28 protein-coding genes are annotated in these 24,551 nt (G+C 59.7%); 16 read left to right on the top strand and 12 right to left on the bottom strand.

The window, feature by feature from the left end:
* Positions 1-28: 28 nt before the first annotated feature.
* The 4 genes from ilvB to AC6EI9_RS14410 all read left to right on the top strand — a co-directional run bounded on the left by ilvB (position 29) and on the right by AC6EI9_RS14410 (position 4,159).
* On the top strand, positions 29-1,840 hold the full coding sequence (ilvB, locus tag AC6EI9_RS14395) for a biosynthetic-type acetolactate synthase large subunit (RefSeq protein WP_498468389.1): 1,812 nt from the start codon (positions 29-31) through the stop codon (positions 1,838-1,840).
* 35 nt (positions 1,841-1,875) lie between these two features.
* Positions 1,876-2,196, top strand: a complete 321-nt coding sequence (locus AC6EI9_RS14400; RefSeq protein ID WP_498468390.1) for a nuclease — start codon at positions 1,876-1,878, stop codon at positions 2,194-2,196.
* A 1-nt stretch (position 2,197) separates the two neighbouring features.
* A complete protein-coding gene (locus AC6EI9_RS14405; RefSeq protein ID WP_498468391.1) occupies positions 2,198-2,422 on the top strand; it encodes a GIVxVP protein in 225 nt (74 codons plus the stop codon).
* A 69-nt stretch (positions 2,423-2,491) separates the two neighbouring features.
* A complete protein-coding gene (locus tag AC6EI9_RS14410) occupies positions 2,492-4,159 on the top strand; it encodes an NAD(P)/FAD-dependent oxidoreductase (RefSeq protein ID WP_498468392.1) in 1,668 nt (555 codons plus the stop codon).
* 12 nt (positions 4,160-4,171) lie between these two features.
* Here AC6EI9_RS14410 and pgeF read toward each other — a convergent pair whose 3' ends face one another.
* The 3 genes from pgeF to AC6EI9_RS14425 are packed head-to-tail and all read right to left on the bottom strand — an operon-like array spanning position 4,172 to position 7,208.
* Entirely contained in the window at positions 4,172-5,005 is an 834-nt protein-coding gene (gene pgeF, locus AC6EI9_RS14415) for a peptidoglycan editing factor PgeF (RefSeq protein WP_498468393.1), read from the bottom strand.
* A complete protein-coding gene (locus AC6EI9_RS14420; protein WP_498468395.1) occupies positions 5,002-5,916 on the bottom strand; it encodes a Tab2 family RNA-binding protein in 915 nt (304 codons plus the stop codon). The genes pgeF and AC6EI9_RS14420 overlap by 4 nt, the downstream gene beginning before the upstream one ends.
* Positions 5,913-7,208 (bottom strand): S1 RNA-binding domain-containing protein, encoded by a 1,296-nt coding sequence (locus AC6EI9_RS14425; protein ID WP_498468396.1) that lies wholly within the window; start codon positions 7,206-7,208, stop codon positions 5,913-5,915. Before AC6EI9_RS14425 ends, AC6EI9_RS14420 begins: the two co-directional genes overlap by 4 nt.
* A 52-nt stretch (positions 7,209-7,260) precedes the next feature.
* On the opposite strand from AC6EI9_RS14425, the gene AC6EI9_RS14430 reads away from it, so the two are divergent.
* The 6 genes from AC6EI9_RS14430 to folE all read left to right on the top strand — a co-directional run bounded on the left by AC6EI9_RS14430 (position 7,261) and on the right by folE (position 12,663).
* Positions 7,261-8,094 carry a creatininase family protein gene (locus AC6EI9_RS14430; protein ID WP_498468397.1) on the top strand — a complete coding sequence of 278 codons (834 nt, stop codon included), beginning with the start codon at positions 7,261-7,263 and terminating at the stop codon, positions 8,092-8,094.
* 73 nt (positions 8,095-8,167) lie between these two features.
* On the top strand, positions 8,168-8,893 hold the full coding sequence (locus tag AC6EI9_RS14435) for an aldehyde oxygenase (deformylating) (RefSeq protein WP_498468398.1): 726 nt from the start codon (positions 8,168-8,170) through the stop codon (positions 8,891-8,893).
* A 163-nt stretch (positions 8,894-9,056) separates the two neighbouring features.
* Positions 9,057-10,097 (top strand): long-chain acyl-[acyl-carrier-protein] reductase, encoded by a 1,041-nt coding sequence (locus tag AC6EI9_RS14440; protein ID WP_498470100.1) that lies wholly within the window; start codon positions 9,057-9,059, stop codon positions 10,095-10,097.
* Positions 10,098-10,117: 20 nt separating this feature from the next.
* A complete protein-coding gene (locus AC6EI9_RS14445) occupies positions 10,118-11,107 on the top strand; it encodes an acetyl-CoA carboxylase carboxyltransferase subunit alpha (RefSeq protein ID WP_498468399.1) in 990 nt (329 codons plus the stop codon).
* A gap of 24 nt (positions 11,108-11,131) precedes the next feature.
* Entirely contained in the window at positions 11,132-11,839 is a 708-nt protein-coding gene (locus tag AC6EI9_RS14450; RefSeq protein ID WP_498468400.1) for an SDR family oxidoreductase, read from the top strand.
* Between the two features lie 44 nt (positions 11,840-11,883).
* A complete protein-coding gene (folE, locus tag AC6EI9_RS14455; protein ID WP_498468401.1) occupies positions 11,884-12,663 on the top strand; it encodes a GTP cyclohydrolase I in 780 nt (259 codons plus the stop codon).
* Positions 12,664-12,716: 53 nt separating this feature from the next.
* Here the strand turns inward: folE and AC6EI9_RS14460 are convergent, their stop codons facing one another.
* Together AC6EI9_RS14460 and AC6EI9_RS14465 are read right to left on the bottom strand one after the other, a co-directional pair.
* Positions 12,717-13,208, bottom strand: a complete 492-nt coding sequence (locus AC6EI9_RS14460) for a hypothetical protein (protein ID WP_498468402.1) — start codon at positions 13,206-13,208, stop codon at positions 12,717-12,719.
* 25 nt (positions 13,209-13,233) lie between these two features.
* Positions 13,234-13,917, bottom strand: a complete 684-nt coding sequence (locus AC6EI9_RS14465; protein ID WP_498468403.1) for a phosphoribosylanthranilate isomerase — start codon at positions 13,915-13,917, stop codon at positions 13,234-13,236.
* 69 nt (positions 13,918-13,986) lie between these two features.
* Between AC6EI9_RS14465 and AC6EI9_RS14470 the strand changes: the two genes are divergently transcribed.
* A complete protein-coding gene (locus AC6EI9_RS14470) occupies positions 13,987-15,255 on the top strand; it encodes a site-2 protease family protein (RefSeq protein WP_498468404.1) in 1,269 nt (422 codons plus the stop codon).
* On the opposite strand, the gene AC6EI9_RS14475 is transcribed toward AC6EI9_RS14470, so the two are convergent.
* Entirely contained in the window at positions 15,228-16,001 is a 774-nt protein-coding gene (locus AC6EI9_RS14475) for a lipoate--protein ligase family protein (RefSeq protein ID WP_498468405.1), read from the bottom strand. The two genes, AC6EI9_RS14470 and AC6EI9_RS14475, sit on opposite strands and share 28 nt — an antisense overlap.
* Before the next feature lie 7 nt (positions 16,002-16,008).
* On the opposite strand from AC6EI9_RS14475, the gene AC6EI9_RS14480 reads away from it, so the two are divergent.
* Positions 16,009-16,779 carry a TSUP family transporter gene (locus AC6EI9_RS14480; RefSeq protein ID WP_498470101.1) on the top strand — a complete coding sequence of 257 codons (771 nt, stop codon included), beginning with the start codon at positions 16,009-16,011 and terminating at the stop codon, positions 16,777-16,779.
* A gap of 10 nt (positions 16,780-16,789) precedes the next feature.
* Here AC6EI9_RS14480 and AC6EI9_RS14485 read toward each other — a convergent pair whose 3' ends face one another.
* Together AC6EI9_RS14485 and AC6EI9_RS14490 are read right to left on the bottom strand one after the other, a co-directional pair.
* Positions 16,790-17,377: a hypothetical protein gene (locus tag AC6EI9_RS14485; protein ID WP_498468406.1), complete on the bottom strand. Its 588-nt coding sequence runs from the start codon at positions 17,375-17,377 to the stop codon at positions 16,790-16,792.
* Entirely contained in the window at positions 17,374-17,874 is a 501-nt protein-coding gene (locus tag AC6EI9_RS14490; protein ID WP_498468407.1) for a CRR6 family NdhI maturation factor, read from the bottom strand. The genes AC6EI9_RS14485 and AC6EI9_RS14490 overlap by 4 nt, the downstream gene beginning before the upstream one ends.
* Positions 17,875-17,953: 79 nt before the next feature.
* Between AC6EI9_RS14490 and psaM the strand changes: the two genes are divergently transcribed.
* The 3 genes from psaM to AC6EI9_RS14505 all read left to right on the top strand — a co-directional run bounded on the left by psaM (position 17,954) and on the right by AC6EI9_RS14505 (position 19,556).
* A complete protein-coding gene (gene psaM / locus AC6EI9_RS14495) occupies positions 17,954-18,058 on the top strand; it encodes a photosystem I reaction center subunit XII (RefSeq protein ID WP_067092922.1) in 105 nt (34 codons plus the stop codon).
* A gap of 48 nt (positions 18,059-18,106) precedes the next feature.
* The gene (locus AC6EI9_RS14500; protein WP_498468408.1) at positions 18,107-18,448 is read left to right on the top strand and encodes a hypothetical protein; all 342 of its coding nucleotides are present in this window, start codon (positions 18,107-18,109) and stop codon (positions 18,446-18,448) included.
* Positions 18,449-18,593: 145 nt separating this feature from the next.
* Positions 18,594-19,556: a protochlorophyllide reductase gene (locus AC6EI9_RS14505; protein WP_498468410.1), complete on the top strand. Its 963-nt coding sequence runs from the start codon at positions 18,594-18,596 to the stop codon at positions 19,554-19,556.
* 3 nt (positions 19,557-19,559) lie between these two features.
* Here AC6EI9_RS14505 and bchL read toward each other — a convergent pair whose 3' ends face one another.
* The 3 genes from bchL to AC6EI9_RS14520 all read right to left on the bottom strand — a co-directional run bounded on the left by bchL (position 19,560) and on the right by AC6EI9_RS14520 (position 23,460).
* Positions 19,560-20,450 carry a ferredoxin:protochlorophyllide reductase (ATP-dependent) iron-sulfur ATP-binding protein gene (bchL, locus tag AC6EI9_RS14510; protein ID WP_067092925.1) on the bottom strand — a complete coding sequence of 297 codons (891 nt, stop codon included), beginning with the start codon at positions 20,448-20,450 and terminating at the stop codon, positions 19,560-19,562.
* A 149-nt stretch (positions 20,451-20,599) separates the two neighbouring features.
* Complete coding sequence (locus tag AC6EI9_RS14515; RefSeq protein WP_498468411.1) at positions 20,600-22,180, bottom strand: ferredoxin:protochlorophyllide reductase (ATP-dependent) subunit B; 1,581 nt, start codon at positions 22,178-22,180, stop codon at positions 20,600-20,602.
* A 5-nt stretch (positions 22,181-22,185) separates the two neighbouring features.
* Complete coding sequence (locus tag AC6EI9_RS14520) at positions 22,186-23,460, bottom strand: ferredoxin:protochlorophyllide reductase (ATP-dependent) subunit N (RefSeq protein ID WP_498468412.1); 1,275 nt, start codon at positions 23,458-23,460, stop codon at positions 22,186-22,188.
* A 137-nt stretch (positions 23,461-23,597) separates the two neighbouring features.
* Between AC6EI9_RS14520 and AC6EI9_RS14525 the strand changes: the two genes are divergently transcribed.
* Positions 23,598-24,089, top strand: a complete 492-nt coding sequence (locus tag AC6EI9_RS14525; RefSeq protein WP_498468413.1) for a hypothetical protein — start codon at positions 23,598-23,600, stop codon at positions 24,087-24,089.
* 35 nt (positions 24,090-24,124) lie between these two features.
* Here the strand turns inward: AC6EI9_RS14525 and AC6EI9_RS14530 are convergent, their stop codons facing one another.
* Complete coding sequence (locus AC6EI9_RS14530; protein ID WP_498468414.1) at positions 24,125-24,532, bottom strand: DUF8679 domain-containing protein; 408 nt, start codon at positions 24,530-24,532, stop codon at positions 24,125-24,127.
* Positions 24,533-24,551: the final 19 nt, after the last annotated feature.

Below are 24,551 nucleotides of genomic sequence, written 5' to 3' on the forward strand. Positions count from 1 at the left end.
TTGAGGGTCAGTTCCCCGTGACGACACAGTGACGCTGATCTCCGCTCCCACGGCCGACACAGCGTCCAGCAGTGATGGCAGCCGCCGGATGAGCGGAGCCCAGGCCTTGATGGATGCACTGCGCCTGCACGGTGTGGATACGATTTTTGGCTACCCGGGCGGAGCCATTCTTCCGATTTACGACGCTCTGCATATTGCGGAGAGCGAAGGGTGGTTGCGTCACTTCCTTGTGCGTCACGAGCAAGGCGGAACCCATGCTGCTGATGCTTATGCGCGTGCGACCGGCCGAGTCGGTGTGTGCTTCGGCACGTCCGGGCCTGGGGCCACCAACCTGGTCACGGGGATCGCCACCGCCCAGATGGATTCTGTGCCGATGGTGGTGATCACCGGTCAGGTTCCGAGAACGGCGATTGGAACCGATGCCTTCCAGGAAACCGACATCTTCGGCATCACCTTGCCGATCGTGAAACATTCATGGGTTGTGCGAGACCCCGCAGATCTCGGCTCGGTGGTTGCGCAGGCCTTCCACATCGCGGCTTCGGGTCGACCCGGTCCCGTTCTGATTGACATCCCCAAGGATGTCGGTCAGGAGGAGTTTGATTACATCCCTGTTCAGCCGGGATCCGTTGTCCCTGCCGGGTTCGGCTCCACTCCAGCGCCTGATTCCCAGTCGATCGAGGCAGCGCTTGATCTGATCGCCGAAGCCCAGCGCCCCCTCCTTTACGTCGGGGGCGGCGCCATCGCCTCATCCGCTCACGACAGCATTGCCGTGATCTCAGAGCGCTACCAGATCCCCGTCACCACAACACTGATGGGCAAGGGCGCCTTCGACGAGAACCACCCACTGGCGCTGGGCATGCTGGGCATGCATGGCACGGCTTACGCCAACTTTGCTGTCACCGATTGCGATCTTCTGATTGCTGTCGGTGCTCGCTTTGATGATCGGGTGACCGGCAAGCTCGACACCTTTGCCCCGCATGCCCGGGTGATTCATTTCGAGATCGATCCGGCTGAGATCGGCAAGAACAGGCGCCCTGATGTCGCCGTTCTCGGCGATGTCGGAATCAGCCTTGCCGCACTGGTGGACCTGAGTCTGCGCCGTTCACCCGAACCGCAGACCAGCGTCTGGTTGGAGAGAATCCGTGAATGGAAACAGCTGTACCCCCTCTCGATTCCGCCTCAGGAAGGGCCCATCTACCCCCAGGAAGTCTTGATGGCTGTTCGTGACCTGGCCCCCGGCGCCATCGTCACGACCGATGTGGGACAGCATCAGATGTGGGCTGCTCAGTACCTGCGCAATGGTCCTCGTGGCTGGATCAGCAGCGCCGGACTGGGGACGATGGGGTACGGGATGCCTGCCGCTCTGGGTGCCCAGGTCGCCTGCCCTGATCGCCAGGTGGTGTGCATTGCTGGAGATGCCAGTGTGCTGATGAACATCCAGGAGCTGGGAACCCTCGCGCAATACAGGCTTCCGGTGAAGGTGGTGATTGTGAACAATCACTGGCAGGGAATGGTTCGTCAGTGGCAGGAGAGTTTCTACGAAGAGCGGTATTCCGCTTCGGACATGCTGGGCGGGATGCCGGACTTTGAAGCTCTGGCCAAAGCGTTTGGCGTGGAGGGGATGAAGATCGTTGAGCGCAATGATCTTCACACCCGACTCGCTGAAGCGTTCGCCTCCCCGCATCCAACCCTGGTGGATGTGCATGTTCGTCGGGGAGAGAATTGCTATCCGATGGTTCCACCCGGTTGCAGCAATGCCCAGATGGTGGGTCTGCCGACCCATCCTGAGTTGGCTCTCCAGGATTCCGGACGTTCGTCCTCTGATCCAGGAGGCCAGTGAGAGTCGGCATTCTTATTGCAGCCGTCTTCAGCCTGATGCTGTTGCTCGTGCTGCCTTCCCAGGCGTCTGCCGCCGAGGTTCTGCAGGTGCGCTCGGCAACGCTTCTTCAGGTTGGTGACCGCAATCGCAATTACAGCGTGCAGCTGGCTTGTGTACAGGTGGATCCCGAGGATGAGCAGCAGGCGCAGGATTGGATGCGTCGTGCCCTTCCCCGTCGCCGGCGGGTGAATCTGCGGCCGGAGGGCAGTGCAGACGGTGTTCTGCTGGCCAGGGTCACTCCGATCGGAGATGACCTTGATCTGGGAGCTGCGCTGGTGAGTGAAGGTCTGGCCCAGGTCACCTGTCCCGGAGCCTGAGATGGCACGCAACCGCATTGCCTCAGGAATTGTCATGGTGCCCTGTGTGTTGCTTGGCTCAGCTTTCTTGAGCACGGCCATCTGGGGTGACGCCGCGTCTGGCAACCGCTCTCTTGCCATCGGCATCGGTGGTCTGCTGCTGTTTGCCGGGCTGCTGTCGCTCGCGATCCAGGGTGGCAGCCCCGAAGCTGAGCCCAAGGACGATTCAACAGAGCCGTCCCCCTAGGGGTGCGAACAATCGTTCTGATCCCCGCTCGGTAGGGTTTGTACCAGGGGTCGGGAGAGGAGAAAGCTCGTGCTGCGCCTGAGCGAGCTTCGACTGGAGCTGGACCATACGGAGGATGACCTTGAGCAGGCTGTTCTGCGTTGCCTGCGGGTGTCTCGCGACCAACTGATCTCCCATCAGTTGGTGAAGCAGAGCATTGATGCCCGTCGACGGGATCGAATCCGGATCATCTACAGCGTGGATGTTCAGGTGCGGGGCGAGAAAGCATTGCTGCGTCGACGTTCGGCTGACCGGCGCATTCGTCGCAGTCCTGATGAGTCCTATCGCTTTGTTGCCCATGCTCCTTCCAGTGCAGTTGATGGGTCAGGGGCGCGGCCTGTGGTGATAGGGGCAGGACCCTGTGGTTACTTCGCAGCACTGCTGCTCGCGCAGATGGGATTTCGCCCGCTGTTGCTGGAGCGCGGACAGGCGGTGAAGCAGAGAAGCCGCGACACGTTCGGATTCTGGCGTCGTCAATCGACGTTCAAGCCCGAATCCAACGTGCAGTTCGGCGAAGGGGGTGCTGGAACCTTTTCCGATGGCAAGCTCTACAGCCAGGTCAGCGATCCCGTTCACTACGGCCGCAAAGTGCTGGAGGAACTGGTGAAATGTGGCGCCAATCGCGACATTCTCACCCGTCACCGACCTCATATCGGCACCTTCAAGCTGGCGACAGTGGTGAGAGGGTTGCGCGCTCAGATTGAGGCTCTGGGAGGTGAGGTCCGCTTCGCTTCCCGCGTGGAACATCTTTTGCTGGAACCCACCCATGCCAGTGACGGCAAGCCGATGCGGATCACCGGTCTGCAACTGGCCGATGGCAGCCGTCTTGACTGCAGTCATGTGGTTCTGGCTCCTGGACATTCCGCGAGGGACACCTTCGCGATGTTGGATCGGATCGGTGTTGCCATGGAGCGGAAGCCCTTCGCGATTGGTCTTCGGATCGAGCATCCGCAGTCGCTGATCGACAACGCCCGCTGGGGAGATGCCGCCGGCCATCCCTTGCTCGGATCCGCTGAATACAAGCTGGTGCATCACGCTGCCAATGGTCGCTGCGTTTACAGCTTCTGCATGTGCCCCGGTGGGTTTGTGGTGGGTGCGACCTCCGAACCAGGTCGTGTTGTGACCAACGGCATGAGCCAGCATTCCCGCAATGAACGCAACGCCAACAGCGGGCTGGTGATCCCTGTGTCGGATGCAGATCTGGAAGCCCATGAGCGCTGGCCCGGGGATCCACTCGCGGGCTTGGTGTTCCAGCGTGAACTCGAATCCCTCGCTTTCCAGCTCGGCGGTCAGGACTACAGCGCCCCGGTGCAGCGACAGGAGGACTTTGTGGCCGGAAGGCCATCCACGTCTCTCGGATCGGTTCGGCCTTCCTATCAACCTGGGGTCCAACCCTCAGACCTTGCCGAGCTTCTGCCGCAACCGATGGTGCTGGCCCTGAGGGAGGCTCTGCCGGCCTTCAGCCGGAAAATCTCCGGTTACGACCACCCCGATGCTGTGCTGACGGGGGTCGAGACCCGCACCTCTTCGCCGCTGCGCATCTCTCGTGATGATCGGCTGGAGTCACTCAATGTGCTCGGTCTCACGCCTGCCGGCGAGGGTGCCGGTTATGCGGGCGGGATCCTTTCGGCTGCGATCGATGGCATCCGTGCCGCTGAAGCGGTTGCATTGCGTCTGCTTGCCCCGACATCGAACTGATGCCGGCGGAGTTCAGATCGCAGCTTGCCCGACGATGCCACTCCACTGAACCGCCTTCACCTGATCCCGCCGCCAGGAGTGAAACAGGCTGGACTCAGCAACCGTGCAGAGCGGACATGTGCTGATCCTGGTGCGGTCAATGCCTTCGGCATTCAGTTGCTCCACGGCGGCTTGTCGGATATCCAAACGGCAGTGGCCTTGCTCGGGATCGGGAAGAATCACGGCTTGCCTCTGCAGCTCCTCCAGTGATCTGGGTTCGGCTGCCAATGCCTCACCCACCTGAAGGGCCACGGAATGCTCCACTTGATAGCGCTCACCACTGACCGCTGGTCCGAGAGCGACGATCAGCCGTTCTCTGCAGGCGCCTCGTTGCTCAAGCCTGGAGATGGCTGCGGGCAGGATACGGCTGGCCACGCCTCGCCAGCCGGTATGGCAGGCGGCAACATGCCCGCTTTCGGGGTCCGCAAGCAGAACCGGGGTGCAGTCGGCTCCACAGACCCAGAGGCTCTGCCCTCCGCGATCGCTCACCAGGCCGTCGGCATCGGGCCATGGTGCTGCTGCCGCAGCGGAGGCCTCAAGCACGACGTTCCCATGGACCTGCTGGGGGCGATGTACGGAGACACCGCAGGACAGGTAGGCAGCCAGCTCGTCGGGACCACGACCCTGCCAGCGGCGGGTGAAGAACCCATGCTCAAAGCCAGCTTCATCCAGTTGATCCGCTGTGAGGTAGTAACCGCCATAACAGCCCACCCAGGTCCAGCCCGGCAGGGTGTTGAAGTGGCTGTCGGGCTGAGCGAGAGGATCCCCCATCTCAGCGCCTGGGTTTGCTCCCTGAGCGGAGCTCATGGTTGCGGCTGATCCCTCAGCATCCAGAAGCCTTCGAACCGCTCACTGTCAGGAGCGCTCTGCACAGCGATGAACTGAAAACCATGCAGGTTGAGGCAGGACGCCTCCAGCGCGGCCGCGATCTGTTTGGCTTCCTGTTGGCTCAGATCACTGACCAGCCAGGAGTCATCCTGACCAGCGTCAAGGATCAGCTGGCGGGAGCTCACCCGCAGTCGCACGGGTTCTAGTCCTCCGAGCCAGCCGGCGAGGGCCAGGGCTCTGGTGCGACTGAACAGACGCAGGCCGGGAACTTCGAGATTGGCCTCGAGCGAGGGGGGGACAGGCAGCAGACCGTTGAAGCCAAGCGGCCAATCGTTCGCATCCTTCAAGCTGCCCACCGGCAGCCCAGCCCAGGTCCAGGCGTCGCCCCGCACGGCTTCGGGCAAGGGCAAAGGCGGGGTCTCAACAGGGGAAGGCGGCAGGGCAAGGGGGCCTGCCATGAAGCCCTCTTCCAGTGGGTACAGCGTCCGCTCTCGTTCATCAAGCCAGTCGAGCAGGGCATAGGTGCGCCTGCTCGACACCACTTCCAGCAGCAGCTCTGCTGCCGCACGCTGCACCATTGTTCTCATGGCACTGCGCCAGGCGCGCAGTCTCTGCGGTGGCTTCCAACCCTTGTCTTCAGCTTCAGCCAAGGCTTCGCGCAGGGCAGCGGCCAGCCAGGTGGAATTCACCTCGCTTGCCGGACAGAGCTTCTCAAAGCGGAAGCAATCGTTGCCGTTGATCTCCGGGGTGCTGATGATCAGCAGCTCCCAGCGCTTCTTCCCATCTTTTTCCAGGATGGGCCTTGAATAGAAATCCAGCTCCCAGTCAGCCTGACGCTCGGTCCGGGACTGGGGGCCGGCGTCACCGGCAGACATGGAAGCTGTGATCATCCAGCTGACTGTTCCTGCTGCCTGAGGACGTTACGGGCTCTGTTGGCTCGATCGGCAGCCTCGGCCATGACGGTGTCCTTGTCGACGAGGAGTTCCCCGGGCTGCCCCTCCAGGAGGGCAGTGTTGAGTCCGATCCGGCCGCGACCAGGATCGAGTTCGGTGATCAGAGCCTTCACTGTGTCGCCCTGTCCGAAGACTTCGCGCAGTGAGCGCAGACTGCCTCCTGTGATCACTGACTGATGCAGCAGTCCACTGACACCTCCCAGATCGATGAACAGTCCATAGGGCTTGATGGAGGCCACCTGACCTTCCACCAACTGCCCCACCTCAAGCTCTTGGAAACGGGCAGCCGTTGCAGCACGCTTTTCAGACAGGACAAGCTTGCGGGTCTCGGAGTTGACCTCCAGGAAAGCGACGCCAAGTGTCTTGCCAACGAGTGCTTCGTGGTTTTCGCCTTCCTGAAGCTGAGATCTGGGAATGAAACCCCTCAGCCCTTCGAGGTCGCAGGTGACACCCCCTCGATTGAAACCGGTGATCTTGACCTGAGTCACCTTGCCGTCCTTGGCGAGCTGCTTGACCTTGTCCCAGCTTTTGCGCAGGGCTAAGGCCCGGCAGCTGATGGTGACCATGCCATCGGCGTTCTGTTCACGGGTGACCAGCACCTCAATCTCGAGCCCCTTGGGAAAGCGTTCCTTCAGGTTGGTGATGACCCCAAGCCCACATTCGCTTTTGGGCATGAAGCCGGGAGCCTTGCCGCCGATGTCGACATAGACGCCATCACTTTCCATGGCGATCACGGTGCCGGTGACCACCTCACCGGTTGTGCCTACAGGCTCATTGGCATCGAGTGCTGCAAGGAAGGCATCCTCATCGAAATCAAAGTCGTCGACACTGCGGCTTGCTGCGCTTGCTGATTCAGTGGACGCATCGGTCTGTTTGCGTCCTGAATCAGCAGGGCCGAGGAGATCGGCCATGGTCATGCCAGCCAGGTCATCGTCGTCGGCATCGCGCGATGGAGGGGCAGATTGTTGTGGACCTCTGGGAGGCGCAGGGGGGCTGGGAGCAAGCGACTGCCCACCTTCCGCGGCAAGTGCGACCTGCTCGAGCTGTGCGGCACGCATCGCCGCCGCATCCGCGGCGGCACGGGCCTCGTCCGCTTCTTTGCGCAGGCGATCCTGCTCTTCCCGCTTGCTGATATGCATCACCTGAAGCGGTTTTCGTGGCGGCTGCGGCGAAGCTGCAGCACCTTTGCCACCATCCAGTCTGGAATTCTGACGTTCTGTTCCGGCCATGGGACCCATTGTCCTTGGCTGGACAGTCTGACAGCAGGAGGCTTAATTCAGGATGAGCGTCGACGGTGGACAAAACTCCAGGCGGCTGGGCTGCATGCCTTGGCCGGAGGCCTCTCTGGCGCTGCAGCGGAGCGGTTCAACCCTTGTCTGGCCATTCGGCGCTTTCGAGCAGCATGGTCCGCAGCTCCCGCTGCTCACGGATGCGCTGTTCGCTCAACGCATCCTGGATCGCGTGCTGGAAGGGCTTCCCGAAGAGATGCCGATCTGGGCTCTGCCGACTCAGGCGATCGGTCTTTCACCTGAACATCGCGGCTTTCCGGGAACACTCAGTCTTAGTTCTGAGCTGCTGATTCGACTCATCAAGGAAGTTGGTCAGCAGCTTGCGGCCCAGGGTGTGAAGCGCTTGGTGTTGTTCAACGCCCATGGCGGTCAGATCGGTCTATTGCAAACAGCTGCCCGAGAGCTGGCAGCTGAAACCCTTTCAATGGCTGTTCTTCCCTGTTTTCTCTGGAGTGGAGTTTCAGAACTCAAGTCCCTCGTGCCCGCTGATGAGCTGGCGAATGGATTGCATGCGGGGCTGGCTGAGACCAGTCTGATGCTGGCGCTTGAGCCCTGTCTGGTCGGCGAACAGAGGCCCCTCGACGGTGACCACGTCAGCGAGAAGGCGGCAGCCACTCCTCCCGAAGGTTGGAGCCTTGAAGGTCCAGCACCCCTCGCCTGGTTCACCGCCGACCTCAGCCGCTCCGGTGTTGTCGGGGATAGCCGAGGTGCGGACGCGAGGCTTGGAAGCCAGTTGGAGACTGCGCTTGTGGCGCATTGGGATCGACTCTTCACAAGCCTGATGGCATCCAGTTGGCCTCCTTGCGGAGATCAGCGACGTATCTGAACTCCATCAACCGAACATCCAATTTCGGCAACACTGGTTACACTCAACCGCGTTGAACGTCACGGAAAGATTTATGCCGACTCCCGTCAGCCCCGAGGTCGCCGTCCTTGACGAGCGGGATGCATCGGCAGAGCAATTGCCTGACTTCACCACTGAGGCCTACAAGGACGCCTATAGCCGCATCAATGCGATCGTGATCGAAGGGGAGCAGGAGGCTTACGACAACTACATGGCCCTGGGAACGTTGATCCCAGAAAACAAAGACGAGCTCGCCAAGCTGGCGAAGATGGAAATGAAGCATATGAAGGGCTTCACCTCTTGCGGTCGCAATCTTGGTGTGACGGCAGACATGCCGTTCGCAAAAGAGTTCTTTGGGCCTCTTCATCAGAACTTTCAGAAAGCTCTCAAAGAAGACAAAGTCGTCACCTGTCTATTGATCCAGGCACTTCTGATTGAAGCTTTCGCTATTTCCGCGTATCACATTTACATCCCAGTTGCTGACCCCTTTGCTCGCAAGATTACTGAGGGTGTCGTCAAGGACGAATATCTCCACCTCAACTACGGAGAGATCTGGTTGAAGAATAATTTTGAGGCAAGTAAGGAAGAGCTGTTTGCTGCCAACAAGCAGAATCTTCCACTGATTCGTTCCATGCTCGATCAGGTTGCCTCTGATGCTGCCACTCTCCATATGGAGAAGGAAGATCTGATCGAGGATTTTCTGATCGGCTATCAGGAAGCCCTCAGCGAGATCGGCTTCAACATGCGTGAAATTGCTCGCATGGCCGCCGCAGCTCTCTGAACCCCGGAGCACACGAGCCTTCTAAGCTCCGTTTGGAAGGTTCAGGTCCGGTTCAAGCACAGGCACGTTTCCCTTTAAGACTGCCTTCATGGGAACATGATTGAACAGCCCTAATCAGGGTGAGTTTGAGTTCAATGCGTACACGTACGACCGTCGGCAGTACATGTTTGGTCTGATCGGGCACTCCACCAGCTTTGAGGCGGCGAGGCGCAAGGCCTCTGATCTCGGATTCGATCACATCGCCGGAGGCGATCTCGACGTCTGGTGCAGTGCGCCCCCACAGCTGGTGGAAAACGTTGAGGTCACGAGTGCCACCGGCAAGACCATTTCCGGTGCCTACATTGATTCCTGCTTTGTGCCTGAGATGCTGAGCCGCTTCAAAACGGCTCGGCGCAAAGTGCTCAACGCCATGGAGCTTGCTCAGAAAAAGGGCATCAACATCACAGCTCTCGGCGGCTTCACGTCGATCATCTTTGAGAACTTCAACCTTCTCCAGCACCAGCATGTGCGCAGCACAACCCTGGAGTGGGAGCGGTTCACCACGGGCAACACCCACACGGCCTGGGTGATCAGTCGCCAGGTTGAGAACAATGCCCCTCTTCTGGGCATCAATCTCTCCAAAGCCAAGGTTGCCGTGGTCGGTGCCACCGGAGACATCGGTAGTGCTGTCTGCCGTTGGCTGTCCAACCGCACGGGTGTTGCTGAGCTGCTGCTGGTCGCGCGTCAGCAGCAGCCCCTCAAGGATCTCCAGTCGGAACTGGGTGGCGGAAGGATTCTCACTCTTGAAGAGGCGCTCCCTGAGGCTGATGTCGTGGTCTGGGTCGCAAGCATGCCGCGCACCCTTGAAATTGATTCAGCCACGCTGCGCAAACCCTGTCTGATGATCGACGGGGGCTATCCGAAGAATCTCGATGCCAAGGTCGCCTGTGAAGGCGTTCATGTGCTGAAGGGAGGCATTGTTGAATTCGGCAGTGACATCGGCTGGACAATGATGGAAATCGCAGAGATGGAAAAACCTCAGCGCCAGATGTTCGCCTGTTTCGCTGAAGCGATGCTGCTCGAATTCGAGGAGTGTCACACCAATTTCAGCTGGGGGCGTAACAACATCACGCTGGAGAAGATGGATTTCATCGGAGCCGCATCGGTCCGCCACGGTTTCTCCACTCTCAATCTTCAAGGACAGCCTCAGGCTGTTGTTGTCTGAAGTCGTTTTCCCCCTCCTCAATGGCACGCCGCCCCCTGCTTGATTTCGAGAAACCGCTGGTGGAGCTGGAGCAGCAGATCGAGCAGATCCGTCAGCTGGCAAGAGATTCGGAGGTCGATGTCAGCCAGCAACTGCTGCAGTTAGAAACGCTCGCAGCCCGGCGTCGAGATGAGATTTTCCGTTCCCTGAGCCCGGCTCAGAAAATTCAGGTCGCCCGGCATCCTCATCGGCCTAGCACCCTTGATTTCATCCAGATGTTCTGTGATGACTGGGTTGAACTGCATGGTGATCGCCGTGGCAGTGATGACCAAGCACTGATTGGTGGGATCGGACGGCTGGGCGAACGATCGGTTCTTCTGATCGGGCATCAGAAGGGACGTGACACCAAGGAAAACGTGGCGCGGAATTTCGGCATGGCCACCCCGGGTGGTTATCGCAAGGCTCTGCGCCTGATGGAGCATGCCGACCGCTTCGGTCTGCCGATCCTGGCTTTCATCGATACGCCCGGGGCTTATGCCGGTCTGTTGGCGGAGGAGCAGGGGCAGGGTGAGGCCATTGCCGTGAACCTGCGCGAGATGTTCAGCCTGCGAGTTCCGATTGTCGCCACGGTGATCGGTGAGGGTGGCTCAGGCGGTGCACTCGGGATCGGAGTGGCCGACAGGCTGATCATGTTTGAGCACAGCGTTTACACCGTGGCCAGCCCTGAAGCCTGCGCCTCGATTCTTTGGCGTGATGCAGCGAAGGCTTCCGAGGCTGCGGCTGCGTTGCGGATCACCGGTAAGGATCTGCTCAGCCTTGGTGTGGTGGACGAAGTTTTGCCTGAACCTGCTGGTGGCAACAACTGGGCGCCCCTTGAAGCGGGTGAGACGCTGAGGGCAGCACTGAATCGCCATCTCGACGATCTGCTGGCTTTGTCCGTCGATGACCTGAGAGATCAGCGCTACATGAAGTTCCGGGCCATGGGGCGTTTTCTGGATGCAGCCTCCACGGGGGCTGATCACGTTGCTTAAAGTGAAGCTGATTGCACGTGTTTCTTGCCTTCCGTTCTGATCACCGGCGCATCACGTGGAATCGGTCATGCTGCTGCTCGGGCTTTTGCAGAGGCAGGTTGGGATTTGCTTCTCGTTTCCCGCAGTGAGGCTGCGCTCCAGTCTCTTCAGTCGGAATTGAGTGCCTCTGGAGTTCGAGTTGTTTATCAAGCGATTGATCTGGTCGACTCCGCCGCCATTGGTCCTGGCATTGAATCTCTACTGAGTCAGGGACTCCGACCTTCAGTTCTCATCAATAACGCGGGGGCCGCCTGGACCGGAGAGTTGCTTGAAATGCCCCTGGATCGGTGGAACTGGCTGATTCAACTCAACCTCACCAGCGTTTTCCAGGTCTGTTCAGCTGTTGTCCCATCGATGCGGCCAGCGGGGGGACTGGTGATCAACGTGAGTAGCCATGCGGCCAGAAACGCTTTTCCTGGTTGGGGCGCATACTGCATTTCCAAAGCCGCTCTGGCAAGCTTCACCAGTTGTCTGGCCGAAGAAGAGCGCCAAAACGGAATCAGAGCCTGCACTCTCACCCTTGGCTCTGTGGACTCGTCGTTGTGGGATTCTCCGACTGTGAGCAGCTCGTTCGATCGGCGTGCGATGATACCTCTAGATCAAGCAGCTGGAGCACTTCTTCATCTTGCGAAACAACCGTCGACCCAGGTGATTGAGGACATGACACTCATGCCTTCCACTGGCGCCTTCTGAATTACTGACTAATTGCTACTCAGCAGCATCTTTCTACGTTTGACATGACTTCAATGATCCCCGTTCAGGCCGGCGAGCTTTCGGATTCCGGCAGAAACAAATCCAAAATGTCTAAAAAATCCAAGACAGATATCAATATCCTTAACTCTGTATCCGCCCGTATTCGCGACAGGATCAAGAGCGATGGGGGATCCTTTCTGGCGAATGACAACATCTCTGAGTACATCAAGCCTGGGGAGCTGATAGAACTTGGCGTCGAAGTCGCCGACAGGGTGCGTGATCTGCTTGAGACGCTGGTGATCGACGTTGAGAACGATCACAACACCCGCGAAACGGCTGAGCGTGTATCGCGGATGTACATCAACGAAGTGTTCAAGGGTCGGTATCACGAGCAGCCCAAGGTCACGAGTTTTCCCAATGCGAAAAAACTAGATGAGATCTATACCGTCGGACCAATGACTGTTCGGTCGGCCTGCTCTCATCATTTCGTGCCCATTATCGGAAATGTCTGGATCGGAATCAAGCCTGGCTCTCGTGTTATTGGACTCTCTAAATTCAGTCGTGTAGCTGACTGGGTGTTTTCAAGGCCTCACATTCAGGAAGAGGCTGTGATGATCCTCGCAGATGAAATTGAAAAACTCTGTGAGCCTCAGGGCCTGGGAATTATCATCAAGGCTGAGCATTACTGCATGAAGCTCAGAGGCGTCAAAGAACCGCAATGCAGCATGGTGAATTCGGTGGTCAGGGGTGATTTCCGCCACGACCCAAGCCTTAAGCAAGAGTTTTTCGAACTTGTTCGTCAGCAGCAAGCCTTCATGAGTTAGTCGTCAGACGTCGTTGGTGAGCCGAATTTTCCACTGAGAAGGATCGATCCCAGTCAGTTTCTGATTGGGCCGATCACATTGCTGCTGATTCGTTGAATCTTGCCGTCACGCCTGCGAACCACCAGCACAGCCATCAGCCTGTCTTGCCGGTCCTGAGGGCCGACCTCGTAGCTGTGGCCGGAGCCGGACTCCACCAGCGTCCAGTTGCCTTGTCCACTGCGGCGGTACCAGTGGACATCCAGTTCGTCCACGTCAGCTCCCTGGAGTTGCAGTTCCGCTTTCAGTAGCGCACCTTCCCTGGCTTCCCCAACCAGGACGAAGCGTTGCAGTCCTTGGATCGCCTGCTGCAGGTGTCCTTCCTCCTGAAGCCCCTGGTCGATCTGCCCATCAAGCACCTGAATCTGCTTCTCAGGACTGGCCGTCAGCCCTGGCACACACTGAAGACTGCCGTTCTCCAGCCGGCATCCAGGCAGCATGCCCTGGGCCGAGGCCTCGAAAGGGACTGCCGCCATCAGGGTGAGGCAAAGAGACGTCGCCCGGAACATGGGTGTTGATGAGAGGAGTTTCAACCTATCCCCGGTTGTCCGAATTGCCTCTGACCGCCTCAACAAGTGCTTTGACACGACGCAGATCCTTCACCCCCGGACTGTGCTCCAAGCGGCTTGAAGCATCCAGGCCAAAGGGGCTCACTTGATGCAGCAGTGTTGGGACCCACTCATCGCTGATCCCTCCAGCAAGCCACCAGGGAAGAGTGCGGCCAATCCGCGTCTCCATCCGCTCAAGCCAGGCGGGATCCAGGCGATGCCCCGTTCCCCCCAGCTGTTTCGGGCTCCAGGCATCCAGAAGCAGGGCATCCACGCTTGCGGCATAGGCGTCGATGCCGTCGAGATCCTCCTCGCCACGCAGGCGTAGGGCTTTCCACCACTTGATGCCGGGATACAGCCGACGCAGCTCCGCGCATCGCTGTGGCGATTCCTCTCCGTGCAACTGCACCACAGAGGGCTGCCCCTCTCCCGAGAGTGCCGCTGCCAGCTGTTCATCGCTGGGGTCTGCCACGACCCAGACCCGCTTCAGGTCCGGATGATCCCGGGCCAGTTTCTGAAAGATGGCCCTGCGTTGATTCGGCTCCACGAAACGCGGCGTATCCGGCACTCCGATCACGCCGATCGCATCCACTCCCATGGCGGCGATTTCACAGGCCTGGTCGCAATCGGTCAGGCCGCAAATCTTGAGAGACAGGCCCTGATCGACCATCGGGGAGCAGCATTAGATGTCCTTTCTAGGATTGAGCTAACACTGCCGGCCAGCCAGCCGGAAAATCATTTGGGTGATGGCTGGCAACTGATGCGAATCGGCGGGATCCCTCTGAGAGTTCATCCCAGTTGGTTCATTGTTCTGGTGTTGTTCACCATGGCCTTTCAGCAGCAGGTCGCCAAACTGCCTGCCGCAGCGGGTGCTGACTGGATCAGCTGGTCGATGGGGCTTCTCACTGCGCTGCTGTTGTTCGTGTCTGTGCTGCTGCATGAGCTTGGCCATTCCCTAGTGGCCTTGCGCGAGGGAGTGAAGGTGAGCAGCATCACGCTGTTTTTGATGGGCGGAGTCGCTCGGGTGGAACGAGAATGCTCCACGGCGATGGGCTCGCTCAGGGTGGCTGCAGCCGGGCCTGCGGTGAGTCTGATTCTTGGAGCTGTGCTGCTGTTCAGTGTTCACTCCGCTGAACATGTCAGCCCCCTGCTGGGAAATCTTGTGGCTCAGCTTGGAGGGCTCAATCTGGTTCTGGCGCTGTTCAACCTGCTGCCGGGATTGCCGCTGGATGGCGGCTTGATTCTCAAATCCATTGTTTGGCAGTGGACGGGCAGTCAACGTCGGGGAATTCAGGTGGCGACCGCCAGTGGTCGCTTTCTGTCTCTCCTCGCTTTGATGATCGGATTCTGGATTGTGCTCAGGGGCGGTGGATTCGCCGGTCTCTGGCTCGTGCTTCTGGGCTGGTTTGGAATGAGCGCGTCCCGGAGTCAGACCCAGACCTTGGCGCTGCAACAGGTGCTGAAGCGGGAAACCGTTGGACCGGCGACCTCGCGTCGCTTCCGCGTGGTGGAGGCGGATCAGAGTCTGCGCAGTCTCAGCAAACTGCGCCTTGGAGCGGTGGACAGCGACGACCCCTGCATCCCGGACTGGGTGCTTGTCTGTCGAGGCGGTCGATGGATCGGCTTCATCACGGATCAGCCGCTCAAGGACCTCCCCGTTCAGCAATGGGATCGTCAGACCATCGCCGATCATCTTCAGCCGCTTGAGCGACTGCCTTCGATCAAGCAGGCCGCACCGCTCTGGGAGGCAGTCCTTGCTCTGGAAGACACGGAGCAGGGGCGTCTTCTGGTGCTCGGCCCTGCTGGTTTGCCCGACGGAACCCTGGATCGCAGTGATCTGGGCGAAGCCGTTCTCAAGGGTTTATCCGTGAAACTGCCGGAGGCCATGCTCACGGCGGCTCGCCGCTCCAACACCTACCCGTTCGGAATGCCTCTGGCCCAGGTGGTGAACAGTATGCGCGCTTCTGGGCTTCTTGATGATCAAAGCGCTGAAGCGTCCAGCCGATAACGCTCAGCCCCTTGCTGCATCAAGGTGGATTCTTCGCTGCTGAGGGGCTGATCAGTCCAGTCGTGGTTCGACAGCCCCTCGCTGAAACTGGAAATCAGCGCTCTTTCGACTGACGAGGCATCGGGCGCTGCCGGCCTCCATTGCGGAGGGTCGGTTCCGAACACGGCCTGCCAGAGATCCGCCGGAGCGTTGAGAGGAATTTCACCATGCTGGAGAAGATGGCCGTGCTGCCAGAACTGGGCACTGCCAATGCGTTTGGTTCCTTGCCTATCGACAAGGTCGGCCGCAGTGGAACGGGCGAAGCAGTTCACGGTGCCGGTCCGTGCAGGAGCGACGCCGGGATTGAGACTGACGCCGAGCTTTGCGAAGCCTGCGGTCAGCCACTGGTTCACCTTCAGATAAGCCTCCCGCTTCTGTCGAGGTGCTTCAGGCCACACCAGTGCGTAGGTCAGACCACCGGCATGGAGCACGGCACCGCCACCACTGGGGCGGCGCACAAGATCCAGCTCACCTCTCCTGGCGAGGCTTCGCCAAGCCTCTGGAATCTCCCGTTGATGCCTGCCCAGGGAGAGGGATGGCCTGCTCCAAACGTAGAAGCGCAGGACCGGTTGCTTGTGCCCCCTTGTCCAGCACTGCTGAAGCAGCAGGGCATCCAGGGCCATCTGTTCGGCGCCGTTGAGCGTGAGATTGGGCAGCAGGCGACCGTGGCGTGAGTGCTCGGACCGGCAGGATGCTGGCAGCGTCATGGCGGCGATGACATTGGCGGATGTGCTGCTGGCCGTGCCATTGGGGCTCCTGGCAGGAGCTCTGGCCGGTCTGCTGGGAATCGGTGGTGGTCTGATCTTCGCGCCTCTTCTGCTCTGGATGGGGCTCAGCCCCCACCAAGCGCTGGCAACGAGCACCTTTGCCATCGTGCCGACGGCGATCGGCGGCAGTTACACCCATTGGCGCGCGCGTGCGCTTCAGCTCAAGCCCGGTCTGGCAATCGGTCTGTCGGCTTTCGCCACAGCTCTGGTGTTCAGCCGTCTGGGTCGACTCGCCGCAGGCTGGCAGCTTCTCAGCCTTCAGGCATTGCTCTATCTGTTGCTGGCGCTCACGATCCGAGGTGATCGCAGTGATCAGGGGCCTGCAGCTGATGAGCCTCTGCCGTTGAAAGGTCTCACGGCCGTTGGAAGTGTTGCTGGGTTGGCGGGAGGGATGCTCGGTCTTGGCGGTGGTCTCTTGATGGTTCCATTGATGGTGAGCGGCCTGTCGGTGCCCATTCGTCAGGCGATTCGGCTCAGCACCCTGGCGGTGGCCTGCTCAGCCAGCGCCGCCTCACTGCAGTTTCTGCATGAAGGGCGTGGTCAGTGGATGCTGGGTCTGGTGCTCGGTGCCGTTGCCGCATTCGCAGCTCAGTGGACGGCTGCCCGCTTGGACCGGGTCAATACAGGAATCCTGGCCTGGCTGCTCAGATCGCTGTCGCTGTTGCTGGCGTTCGACAGCGGCAGAAGGGCTGTGCAGCTGGCGTTGCAGTTGGATTGACCGTGTGGGATCAGTTCAAAACCCTGAGTCGCTTGAGGTCGACCTCTTGCATCCAGGCCGTGAGAGCCAGCAGTGAGGAACGATCGGGAAGGCAGAGGCAGCCGCTGCCGGGATTGCAGTGGTGAATCCCCAGTCCGCTGCGGCTGGTGTCAAAACGGGGAGAGAGCGTCATCCAGATGTCATCGCCCCAGGGTTCCGGGGGCCCCAAGCTGTAGTCACCCGCCGGGAGAGGAGCTCCGTTGCCAGGAGACCAGCGTCGGTCAAGGTCCTGGCTGTTGGGGGTTCCGCTCACCGCAGGCCAGCTGGCCAGCACCGTTTTGCCCTGGTGCAGTTCCAGCAGCCACTGGCGTTGTCCGTCTGTTCGTTGAACGTCCGTGCGTTGGGCACTGAGTTGCAGAGCCTTGCCCTGCAGGCGGGCCAGCAACGCCTGGCTCGGCCCACCCTGGCCCGGTGGTGAAGGCTTCGGAGCGGCTTGCTGAGGTGCAGTCTCGGGGTGATGGACAGGCGAAACAAGTTCCGCTTCGGATCCGCAGCTCCCCGAGCACAGGCTCAAGATCAGCAGGGGCAATCCAGCCCAGTTCCGCACGGTTGGGTTCATGGTGACTGATCCAGCAGTTCCCAGAAACCACCATCCAGCTCGAAACCAAGGCTGGCGGCCATCAGGCTGAGGTTGCCGCGCTGACCTCCGGACACGTCCGAAGAGCTGCCCAGCTGGTTCAGCAGCATCAGGCGATGGGTGATCCACAGTTCCAGGGCCTGAGGGTCGAAACGGATGCCTTCACTGGGGCTGAAATCGTGGGGAACCAACATCGCCACATGCTGAGCGAGGCTTCCGCCGGTCCGATCCAGCACTAAAGGCAGCCAGGGGTAGCGAGCGTCTGCACGCAGGGCCCACAGCCGAGGTTCAGGACATTCGCTCAGTTCTCTTGGGTCATCGACCTCACGGGGCCAGTCGTAGCTCAATTCCAGGACAGCACCGGCATCGAGCAGCTCCTGAAGAGGACGATCCATCCAGGCTGAAAGAGCCTGCAGGTCCAGTGTCCTGATCGCTTTTGCGTCGATCGTCACCGGGGAATCAGGACTCAAGGCTTCCATGCGGGTGTGACAGGCCTTTGCGAATGATGGCGCCCCGAGGCCTGCTCAGGAAAGAATGCAGAGGTTTCAAGCTTCCGTCATGGTCAGCACCCTTACCCAGGCCGAAATCTTCATCGCTCTTGTGGTGGCTGCTCACGCCGGTATCCTCGCGATCCGTCTTTGCGTGAGCCTCTATCGCGCCTGAGCTTCAAGGGCCTCTTGGCACAAACGGCACGCCGCGTTACAAGCGGACATGCAGAAAGCCGTTTCTTCAGCACCTGATGCCGCTTCTCTGGCGGCCTTGCTTCAGCAGCAGAATGATCGGAGAGAGCTGTTGTGCAGTGCCCTGGCGCTTGCCGTGAAGGGTGGTCTGATCTTTCTGGGCGTGGTGAGTGTTGTGCGCTTGTCGATGGCCTATCAGGAGCGGCTTGACCGCCATGGAGAGCTGGCGGCTGTGGTGGATGTGGAAGCCAACAAACTGCAAGGGCTGCAACACCGCTTTGACACCCTGTTCACACTCGGTGGGGACGAACGTCTGATGGATGAGCAGGAGCAATGGATTGCTCCCAATCGCTTACGCGTGATTTGGCGCTGACTGTTTTGAGATGACTGTTATGTGCTGACTGTTTTGCGCTGACTGTCTGTGGTCTGGGCTGACAGCTGCCCGCTGAGATTCGTGACCGGAGACCGTTTTAGGCACGGTCTGAACGGCAGACTGAGCGATCTGCACAGCTCCCCCGATGCCCGTTCCAGGCACTGTTGTGATCACCGGAACCACATCCGGGGTCGGCCTGAATGCCACACGTGCTCTGGTGCAACAGGGCTGGACTGTGATCACTGCCAACCGTTCTCCTCAGCGTGCCGCCGCCGCTGCCGATGCGTTGGACCTGCCCACTGAGCGGTTGAAGCACGTGCTGATGGATCTTGGCGATCTGGAGAGTGTCCGCCAGGCGGTGGAGGGACTGCCTGACCAGATCGATGCACTGGTCTGCAACGCCGCCGTCTACAAGCCGAAGCTGAAACAGCCAGAACGTTCACCCCAGGGTTATGAGATCTCGATGGCCACCAATCACTTCGGTCATTTCTTGCTGATTCAGCTGCTGATGCAGCGTCTCAGGGCCTCGACACACCCCTCTCGCCGTGTGGTGATTCTTGGCACTGTCACTGCCAATTCCAAGGAGCTCGGAGGCAAAATTCCGATTCCTGCTCCTGCCAATCTCGGTGATCTCTCCGGTTTCGAGGCCGGTTTCAAGGATCCTGTATCGATGGCCAGCGGCAAGTCCTTCAAGCCCGGGAAGGCCTACAAGGACAGCAAGCTCTGCAACATGATCACCACGCAGGAACTCCACCGGCGCTTTCACAGTGAAACCGGCATCAGCTTCACCTCGCTCTACCCAGGGTGTGTTGCCGACACTTCACTCTTCCGAAACGCCCCGAGGCTTTTCAGAAAAATCTTTCCTTGGTTTCAGAAGAACATCACCGGTGGCTATGTCTCCCAGCCGCTGGCGGGTGAGCGTGTCGCCCAGGTGGTTGCTGATCCGGATTTTGCGGAATCCGGGGTGCATTGGAGCTGGGGCAACCGTCAGAAGAAAAACGGAGAGCAGTTCAGCCAGGACTTGTCTGACAAGGTCACCGACTCCCAGACCGCCAGCAGGGTCTGGGAGCTGTCGATGGGGTTGGTCGGGCTGGGCGGCAGACCCTAAAGCTCAGTCAAATCCAAGCAGGTCGAAGATTTCACGATCCTTCAATGAGACGGCTTCGAGGGGTTCGACCTTGTCGAGCATGTTCTGTGCAAGGTTGAGATATTCCTGACGACAGGCCTGGACTGCCTCGTCGTCGTCGTCCATCTCAAAGATGGTGCACTTCTTCAGGCGGGAGCGGCGAATGGCATCCACATCCTTGAAGTGGGCCATGGTTCGCAGGCCTGTGCGCTCATTGAACTTGTCGATCTGATCGGTGTCCGCCGATCGGTTGGCGACAACACCTCCGAGCCGCACCTTGTAGTTCTTGGCTTTGGCCTGGATCGCCTGGACGATCCGATTCATCGCAAAGATCGAATCGAAATCATTGGCGGTCACGATCAGGCAGTAGTTCGCATGCTGCAGGGGCGCAGCAAATCCCCCGCAAACCACATCCCCGAGCACATCGAAAATCACCACATCGGTGTCTTCCAGCAGATGATGCTCCTTGAGGAGCTTCACGGTCTGCCCCGTGACGTAGCCGCCGCAGCCAGTGCCTGCGGGGGGACCACCACTCTCAACGCATTGCACGCCGTTGAAGCCAGTGAACACGAAATCCTCGGGTCGGAGCTCTTCGCTGTGGAAGTCCACCTCCTCAAGGATGTCAATCACCGTTGGCACCATCTTGTGGGTGAGCGTGAAGGTGCTGTCATGTTTCGGGTCGCAGCCGATCTGCAGCACCCGTTTACCCAGCTTTGAGAAGGCGGCTGAAAGATTCGATGAGGTGGTGGATTTACCGATCCCGCCCTTGCCGTAAACGGCAATCACCAGGGTCTCCTCCTGGATGTTCAGCGACGGGTCCTGAAGGACCTGCACACTGCCTTCTCCGTCAGCTGGTCGCGTCAGGGTCGTGGTCATGCAGGACCTTTGCAAAAGGGATCATTCTCATTCAACAGCAACACATGCACCCCGGCTGATATTCACCAAGAAATAAAAGATCCTTCGTTTCAGAAATGCTTGACCGATGTATTTTCTTTGGATTGATTAAAAGAAATGAGTGAATTTGCTCATGCCTTGTAGTGGGCTTTTGCGTCATAGAGCGTTTCGCTGCTGATCTCCAGGCGCCCCTCCTGGCGTGCATAGGTTTCGGTGTTTCGGCGCACCTTGCCCCGCACAAAGAAGGGGATTTTTTTCAGTTCCGCCTCGCCGTCGGCAGTCCACACCGGTCCTTGCTCCTCAGAGCTCATGACCACGGTGGAAGGGCTGTGGTCTTCGGCGGCTGGATCGGTCCCGCCGCGATGACCCAGGTGGCTCTGATGTCCGTCCACGAACTCAAAGTCATGGCGGAACATGCCGATCAGATGTTCCTCAAGTCCCATCATCAGCGGATGCACCCAGGCGTCGAAAATCACATTTGCGCCTTCCCATCCCATCTGAGGGCTGTTGCGAGCCGGAACGTCCTGCACATGCATCGGTGTGCTGATCACGGCACAGGGGATTTCCAAGCGCTTGGCGCTGTGTCGTTCCATCTGGGTTCCAAGCACCAGCTCGGGAGCGGCGTCGGCCATGGCCGCCTCGACCTCCAGATAGTCATCGCTGATCAGTGCTTCGAGGCCAAGCCCCTTGGCCGCCGCACGGACCGATCGCGCCATCTCGCGGCTGTAGGTGCCGAGACCAACCACCTTGAATCCAAGTTCCTCACTGCAGATGCGAGCTGCCGCCAGGGCGTGACTGCCGTCGCCAAAAATGAACACCCGCTTGCCTGTGAGGTAAGTGGAATCCACGGATTCCGAATACCAGGGCAGCCTTGAACAGCGATACCCCTCCTCTTCTGTGGGTGGATCCATTCCCAGCAGCGTGTGCAACTCCACCAGGAAGTCGTGGGTGGCACCGACGCCGATCGGCACCGTTCGTGTGAAGGGCATTCCGAAGCTCCGCTCAAGCCAGCTGCAGCTCGATTCGGCGATCTCCGGATAGAGGCACACATTCAGATCTGCCTGCGGGATTCGCTGGACATCACTGACCTCCGCCCCAAGCGGAGCGACCACCCCGACATCGATGCCATGCACGGTGAGCAGTCTCTGGATTTCGAGCACGTCATCACGGCATCGGAATCCCAGCAGGGACGGACCGATCAGATTGACCCGAGGTCGACGACCGACGGCCATCCAGGCCTTGGGATCATGTTGCGGCTGATCAGGCACCTGGGGCTTCAGCAGATTGCGCACAAGCTGGTAGAGCGTTTCCGCTGCTCCCCAGTTCTCCTTTTTGCTGTATGCGGGCAGTTCCAGGGGCACAACGGGCATGCTCAGTCCCATGCCCTGGGCCAGGGCGCCCGGTTGATCCTGAATCAGTTCAGCGGTGCAGCTTTCACCCACCAGCAGTGCATCCGGACGGAAACGTTCCGCCGCTTCACGCACAGTGCGCTTCACCAGTTCGGCGGTGTCCCCTCCCAGGTCGCGTGCCTGAAAGGTGGTGTAAGTCACCGGAGGGCGCTGCCCGCGCCGTTCAATCATCGTGAACAGAAGGTCGGCGTAGGTGTCACCTTGAGGCGCATGCAGCACGTAGTGCACGCCTCGCATCGAGGCGGCGATGCGCATGGCCCCCACATGCGGTGGTCCTTCGTACGTCCAGAGCGTCAGTTGCATGGGAATCAGGCGTGGATGGAAGGATGCGAGGTCTGTGGGTGCAGTGCTGGATGAATGAGCTGCCTCCTGCGCAATGGTCGTGAGAACAATTCGGCCAGATCTCCGGCTTGATCAATGCCGTGGATGGGGCTGAACACGAGTTCGATCGACCATTTGGTGGTGATGCCTTCCGCTTCCAAGGGGTTGGCCAGTCCCATCCCGCACACCACAAGATCCGGATGCTGGTCGCGAACACGGTCCAGCTGCTGCTCCACGTGCTGACCCTCCGTCACGTCTGTGCCCTCCGGCAGCAGTTCCAGTTCCGGCGCCATCTGTTCGCGGTTCAGATAAGGCGTACCGACCTCTACCAATTCCATGCCGCACTCGCGCTGCAGAAAGCGTGCAAGGGGGATCTCAAGCTGGGATTCCGGCAGCAGCACGATGCGTTTTCCAGCCAGTTCCGCTCTGTGGGGCTCAAGCGCCATGCGCGCTCTCTCTTCCAGAGGGTCCAGCACTGCAGCAACTCGATCTCCAGGCAGGTTGAAATCCCTGCAGGCTGTCTCCATCCATCGGCGGCTGCCCTCCGCCCCGAGCGGAAACGGTGAACTCAGCACCTTGGCGCCCCGTTCCTTCAGCAAGCGTGCGGTGTTGCTCAGAAAGGGCTGGGTGAGCAGCACGGTGGTGCCTGGACCCACACCCGGCAATTCCGTGGACTGCCTGGGTGGAAGACTGCACACAGTCTCAATTCCGAGACGGGCGAAGAGGTGAACCAGGCGGTCTTCAACCGCATCAGCCAGGGTTCCCGCAAGCAGAAGCTGGCGCTTGTCGGTGCTCGGCAGAAAGGGCACCAGAGCTGACAGCGCGCCGTCCTCTCCCTCTGTGAATGTGGTCTCGATACCGCTTCCGGAGTAGTTCACCACACGAACCCTTCCCTGCAACTCCTCATTGAGGCGTTCCGAGGCGCGAGCAAGATCGAGCTTGATCACCTCGCTCGGGCAGGACCCCACGAGGAAAAGTGTGCGGATCTCGGGGCGTCGTGCCAGCAACTCACGGGCCACACGGTCCAGTTCATCGTGGGCATCGGCCAGGCCTGCCAGGTCTCGTTCATTGAGGATGGCTGTGCCGAATCTGGGCTCAGCAAAGATCATCACGCCCGCTGCGCTCTGGATCAGATGGGCGCAGGTGCGCGATCCCACCACCAGAAAAAAGGCATCGGGCATGCGTCGATGCAGCCAGACGATCGATGTCAGCCCACAGAACACCTCCCGGGGTCCAGATTCCTTACGAAGATTGGCGCCCATCGGGATTCCTGAGCTGTCCTTCCCTTCACCATGACTCCGGATCGGCTCAACGGTGCAAGTGTCTGAAACTCTTCGGGATCATTGCGGTCGGAAATGGTCAGTCTGGGTACATTTCGGCGAGCGATTCAGATCCCGTGATGCCCTCTTTGCGTGTTCTCCCTGCCGCTCTTGCGCTGAGCCTGACGCTTGTGGCCTGCCAGTCGGCTGAGAAGAGGGCGGATAACGATGAGGTGAAGGTCGTCCAAGGTGTTGAAGCCGTCTGCACGGCTCAGGCCGATGTTGACGCCGCCATGGAGCAGGTCAACGGTCTCACTCCTGACTCCACCGTGGCGGATGCTCAACAGGCGGGAGACAAGCTCAAAGCTGCTCTCTCGGCTCTCAACAACGCTGAGGATCAGCTTGAAAAGGCCGAAGTGAAGGAGTATCGAGATCAGGTGGATCTCTTCCGCAAAGCCGTTGATGAAGTCAGCAAGAACAAGAACCTGACCCTGGCAGAAGCGACTGAGCAACTGAAGGGCAAGGCTGCTCCGCTGCTTGCGGCGCGTGAACAACTGGCATCCACAACGATCTGCATCGATGCCGTCGATGACAGCTCCGATGCCGAGACGGATGAGAAGCCGAAGTCCTGATCAGGGTCCTTCAGCGATGAACTCCAGCGATGAACTCAAAGACGGCGGCGGAAGCGATCATCAGCAAAGCTGCCGCTGCCACGCCCATCCGAGTCCTCCATTCGGCTCAGGCGCCAGACATTGCGACTGACACGCCGTGCTGTCAGCCCTCCCCTTTCAACAGATTCGGTTCCGGGTCGAGCTCCCAGCAGATAAGTGACTTCAGTTGTCGTTAAGGGAGCTCCGCTGTTCACCGCCAGGGCGGTGAGCTCAAGTCTCTGGCGAAGCTTCCGAACCATGCCGGCATGGCTGCTGTCATCCGTTTCCAGCCAGGGCATCTCGGCCTGGCCTTCGCCAGCAAGACGCTGCATCAGGCTGTAGCTGACCAGACCCAGGGCCTGTTCGGCGTTGAGTTCAGTGGAAAGCTGGCCAGGTTCCTCTGATTTTCGACGGGCGGAAGCCATGGCTCACAGGGCGATTGGC

Source organism: Synechococcus sp. MIT2312 (assembly GCF_059772315.1).

Bases quoted from the DNA above. Each gene is read 5' to 3' on its own strand.
- AC6EI9_RS14400 (WP_498468390.1), top strand. From the start codon at position 1,876: ATGCTGTTGCTCGTGCTGCCTTCCCAGGCGTCTGCCGCCGAGGTTCTG.
- AC6EI9_RS14405 (WP_498468391.1), top strand. From the start codon at position 2,198: ATGGCACGCAACCGCATTGCCTCAGGAATTGTCATGGTGCCCTGTGTG.
- pgeF (WP_498468393.1), bottom strand. From the start codon at position 5,005: ATGAGCTCCGCTCAGGGAGCAAACCCAGGCGCTGAGATGGGGGATCCT.
- AC6EI9_RS14420 (WP_498468395.1), bottom strand. From the start codon at position 5,916: ATGATCACAGCTTCCATGTCTGCCGGTGACGCCGGCCCCCAGTCCCGG.
- AC6EI9_RS14425 (WP_498468396.1), bottom strand. From the start codon at position 7,208: ATGGCCGGAACAGAACGTCAGAATTCCAGACTGGATGGTGGCAAAGGT.
- AC6EI9_RS14430 (WP_498468397.1), top strand. From the start codon at position 7,261: ATGAGCGTCGACGGTGGACAAAACTCCAGGCGGCTGGGCTGCATGCCT.
- AC6EI9_RS14435 (WP_498468398.1), top strand. From the start codon at position 8,168: ATGCCGACTCCCGTCAGCCCCGAGGTCGCCGTCCTTGACGAGCGGGAT.
- AC6EI9_RS14440 (WP_498470100.1), top strand. From the start codon at position 9,057: ATGTTTGGTCTGATCGGGCACTCCACCAGCTTTGAGGCGGCGAGGCGC.
- AC6EI9_RS14445 (WP_498468399.1), top strand. From the start codon at position 10,118: ATGGCACGCCGCCCCCTGCTTGATTTCGAGAAACCGCTGGTGGAGCTG.
- folE (WP_498468401.1), top strand. From the start codon at position 11,884: ATGACTTCAATGATCCCCGTTCAGGCCGGCGAGCTTTCGGATTCCGGC.
- AC6EI9_RS14460 (WP_498468402.1), bottom strand. From the start codon at position 13,208: ATGTTCCGGGCGACGTCTCTTTGCCTCACCCTGATGGCGGCAGTCCCT.
- AC6EI9_RS14465 (WP_498468403.1), bottom strand. From the start codon at position 13,917: ATGGTCGATCAGGGCCTGTCTCTCAAGATTTGCGGCCTGACCGATTGC.
- AC6EI9_RS14475 (WP_498468405.1), bottom strand. From the start codon at position 16,001: ATGACGCTGCCAGCATCCTGCCGGTCCGAGCACTCACGCCACGGTCGC.
- AC6EI9_RS14480 (WP_498470101.1), top strand. From the start codon at position 16,009: ATGACATTGGCGGATGTGCTGCTGGCCGTGCCATTGGGGCTCCTGGCA.
- AC6EI9_RS14485 (WP_498468406.1), bottom strand. From the start codon at position 17,377: ATGAACCCAACCGTGCGGAACTGGGCTGGATTGCCCCTGCTGATCTTG.
- AC6EI9_RS14490 (WP_498468407.1), bottom strand. From the start codon at position 17,874: ATGGAAGCCTTGAGTCCTGATTCCCCGGTGACGATCGACGCAAAAGCG.
- psaM (WP_067092922.1), top strand. From the start codon at position 17,954: ATGGTCAGCACCCTTACCCAGGCCGAAATCTTCATCGCTCTTGTGGTG.
- AC6EI9_RS14500 (WP_498468408.1), top strand. From the start codon at position 18,107: ATGCAGAAAGCCGTTTCTTCAGCACCTGATGCCGCTTCTCTGGCGGCC.
- AC6EI9_RS14505 (WP_498468410.1), top strand. From the start codon at position 18,594: ATGCCCGTTCCAGGCACTGTTGTGATCACCGGAACCACATCCGGGGTC.
- bchL (WP_067092925.1), bottom strand. From the start codon at position 20,450: ATGACCACGACCCTGACGCGACCAGCTGACGGAGAAGGCAGTGTGCAG.
- AC6EI9_RS14515 (WP_498468411.1), bottom strand. From the start codon at position 22,180: ATGCAACTGACGCTCTGGACGTACGAAGGACCACCGCATGTGGGGGCC.
- AC6EI9_RS14520 (WP_498468412.1), bottom strand. From the start codon at position 23,460: ATGGGCGCCAATCTTCGTAAGGAATCTGGACCCCGGGAGGTGTTCTGT.
- AC6EI9_RS14525 (WP_498468413.1), top strand. From the start codon at position 23,598: ATGCCCTCTTTGCGTGTTCTCCCTGCCGCTCTTGCGCTGAGCCTGACG.
- AC6EI9_RS14530 (WP_498468414.1), bottom strand. From the start codon at position 24,532: ATGGCTTCCGCCCGTCGAAAATCAGAGGAACCTGGCCAGCTTTCCACT.